The sequence below is a fragment of the Daejeonella sp. genome, assembly GCF_044348475.1.
Lineage (GTDB): Bacteria > Bacteroidota > Bacteroidia > Sphingobacteriales > Sphingobacteriaceae > Daejeonella.
The window spans coordinates 1-3454 of record NZ_JBIKSU010000148.1 but is presented as its reverse complement, the minus strand read 5'-3'; the positions used below and the strand labels follow the sequence as shown (position 1 = coordinate 3454).

Genomic DNA, 3454 nt, shown 5'->3' with positions numbered 1-3454 from the left:
GATATTGGTTTAAATCATTCTTTGGGGTATAAATTCCAATAATTTGATTTTTCAATGTAATTGATTTTATGATTGAGGTAGAATCAATCAATTAGCAAAGCAAAAGTATTTAAATAATTTAGAATACTGGAATTTTGGGGGGATTCTTTGGTTAATGAACTAATTTTTTAATTGAGTTAGAGAAGCACCCGCGACACGCGCGCGCTAGCGGTGGAGAATAAAAATTGTATTAACCGTCTTGCGCGGCATTGGACAGGGCAGTAGTTCTAATAGCATCCTTAATACAAATCATCAAAGCCCTGTACTTAGCCGTTGGTGGATGAACGTTCATAACCCCCACTAACGATCACCTTAGTACCCTGTCAGATTTTGACTAAAAAGAATAAATACAAAATGAACTACAATTCCCGTGCGGTGGGATGAAAGAACGGCGAGCCAGGTGTTTTGCCCTCGGGGGTGGAAGCATCGTTCTTTCTTGAACTTTTGGTGCCTTTTGTTTCAAGACAAAAGACACAAATAATTTTTGCCAAAGGCAAAAACCTAATTTTCATCAAATAACTAATTTCCCTTGTGCTTGGTGGTACCCACCAAGCATGTATAATTTCATTCCGCTCATAGCCGCGGGGGCCTAGTCCTTTTCCTGCAGCAGAAAAGGACCAAAATGCCGCCGCTGCGCCTGCTGCTATGAAAGGTTCTGCGAAGGCTAAGACTGTAATTGCCGCACCAGTCAATGCGGAAGAACGGTTATTAAAGGTCTGTGCAAGCGTGGCGGAGAATAAAAATTGTGCTTCACTTTCATAACCGTCTTGCGCGGCATTATCTGTCAGACGGTAGGTAGAGATGACACCTGCACAACGCTTTAAAAAATAAATTTCAATCAAAAATCAAATGTCATCCCGAAACTTGCCCTTCAGCAGGTGAGGGACCTTCGTAGTTCTTAGTATAATTTTGCTTTCGTAGCAGCTAAGTTCCTTCACTTTGTTCAGGATGACACGTGCATAACGATTTAAAAAATCAAATACGACATGCTTAAATTTCCTTGTGCTTGGTGGTACCCACCAAGCATGTATAATTTCAATCCGCTCATAGCCGCGGGGGACAGCATATCGGATAATGAGATTTCGAAAAAAGCTTGAAATTTAATATTAAAATCAAATTTTCCTTAGGCGCCCTTGTCCACCGCTGGCGGGGGAATAAAAGGGGGTGGTTTTTAAATTAGTCTTGAGAATCACCAACAAAAAAATCACTATTTCAAAATTTCATCATAAAGCCTCAATACCTTTCCTTCATGAATCTCCAAACTAAAATTTTCCTCTATTCGTTGAATGGACCGTGATCCGAATAGTTTGAGTTTATCTTTCTCATCCAGAAAAAGTGCTAGTTTCTGTGCCAGATCATCCGCATTTTGATTTTCAAATAAATAGCCATTCCAGCCATCTGCTATTTGTTCAGTAGTTCCACCAGCATTCGATCCAATAACGGGAAGCCCCATACTCATTGCTTCCATTATTACTCCGCCAAATGGTTCTGGTTCGCCAGAAGGCAATACAAAAACATCGAATAAGCGGTAATAAGGTAGAGGGTCTTTTAAATGACCAAGAAAATGAATCTGGTCTTCAAGGTCATATTTGCTGATCAAGTTGTGGATATATTCCTTTTGTGATTCGTATCCGGGAACATAATCCCCAATCAAAACTGCTTGAATGTTTTTGCCTGTTTTTTTAGTCAGTATACCAATGGCCTCGATCAGGTATTCTTGCCCTTTTCGAATAAGGCGTATTCTGGATGTGCATCCCAGAATCAGGTCAGCGTTATTCAGTTTATTTTGTAGGTCATCAGTAATGGTTGCTTTTGTTTGAACCTTTGGGATCTCAAAACCATTGTAAATAGCCAGAATATTTTTGGAATTTTTAAATTGTTCGGCCATTGTTTTTGAAACGCATACCACTTGATCTGAAAGCCCAGTTATATACCCAGAATATATAGGCCAGAATTGTTTAAAGTCGCCAAACCACTCTCTGATATGCCAAATATGTTTTTTGCCGCTAAGTTTTGCAGCAAGTGCAGGTGCAGGAACCACTCCTGAATTGGTGTGAACAATTTCAATCTTAAATTTTTGGATAATCTTGATTAGGCTAATCACATTCCTCAAAAAACGAAACAAGGTTGATATCAGGTACTTTATTTTGAATGATTTGCGCGTAAAAATGTATAGGTCTTCATTGATGAGAATTCTTTGAGATGGGATGATCGCAGTTAAATTGTCGAACAATGCTCCTATTTCTGGTAAAATTACATGAACGGTATAATTCTGTTCCAGAATTTTGACGAGTTTGATAAGAGAACGACTTGCGCCATACATATCTCCGCTATGACCAACTAAAAGGATGTTTTTCTTCATTTATTTAAATCCAAATTTAGTTTCATGCTGCCGGTACCATTCCAGGAAGCAAAATAAATTCCAAAGTAGGCGGTTATTGGTGCCCGGCTTTTGTTTGTTATTGTCCTGCCAAAGTTGCTCTACTTTTTGATTATTCAGATATGGATTATTGCGCAAATTATCACTAGAAAATAGAAAAGAAGACAGTTCCGAAAGGTTGGAATTTAGCCATTTATGATTAGGAGTTAAAAAACCTTGCTTGGGTCTGCTTGAAATAGATTCAGCAATACTTGCGGGCAGTTTCTTTTTCAATAGCTGTCTTAAATAATTTTTGGATTGAAAAGGGTGCTTATTAAAATGAGCTGACGAGTTTAATACTACTTCAACAAGTTCATGATCTAAATATGGAGTTCGTGCTTCAACGCTGCAGGCCATCATCATTCGGTCGGTTTTAACCAGCAGATCGTCTGGAAGCCAGGTTAGTAGGTCAAGCATCAAACTTGATTCAAGATTGCTTGCATTGGTTCTAAAATGTTGTAAAAAATCATCAAACTGATTTTCGTAATTACCGTTTGGTCTTTTATCGGGGGTTAAAAATTGTTTACTCAGATCTGGACTTAAAATAGAAGTCCAGCGGGAAGTTCCGGTATCTTTTTTAAACGAGCTTATGCTTTGCAGTTTGTTTTTTATTCGGTCAAATTTGTGAATTCCTAACTCTGAAATGCCGTTCAGAAGCATTCCTGCACATTCAAAAGGCAGCTTTCCTAAGCCATAATAATATTTTTCGTACTCATAATGATCATAGCCATGGAAGAGCTCATCGGCACCCTCGCCCGATAAAACTACTTTTACATGTTCGCCGATTGATTTGGCAATCAGGTAGGTTGGGATAATTGCCGAATCGCCCAGAGGCTGATCTGCATGAAAAATAGATTTGGAGAAATTATCAATACTGATATCTTCTAAGTTGAGGCTTACCAGCTCGAGGCCTAAGGCTGAAGCAACCTGTTTAGCATAAGCTGATTCATCAATTGATTGCTCAGCGAATCCTACATTGAATGCTTTAACTTTTTT

3 protein-coding genes are annotated in these 3454 nt (G+C 38.7%); all 3 read right to left on the bottom strand.

The genetic code is table 11. From position 1 onward, the window contains the following. Window positions 1-398: 398 nt before the first annotated feature. Window positions 399-881, bottom strand: coding sequence for a hypothetical protein (locus ACIQZ6_RS12490; protein ID WP_395811594.1), 483 nt, complete (start codon window positions 879-881; stop codon window positions 399-401). Between the two features lie 365 nt (window positions 882-1246). Then, window positions 1247-2401, bottom strand: coding sequence for a glycosyltransferase family 4 protein (locus ACIQZ6_RS12485; RefSeq protein WP_395811592.1), 1155 nt, complete (start codon window positions 2399-2401; stop codon window positions 1247-1249). Further along, window positions 2402-3454, bottom strand: a 1053-nt coding sequence (locus tag ACIQZ6_RS12480) for an asparagine synthetase B family protein (protein WP_395811590.1), incomplete at its 5' end; no start/stop codon positions are given. It abuts the gene before it with no gap.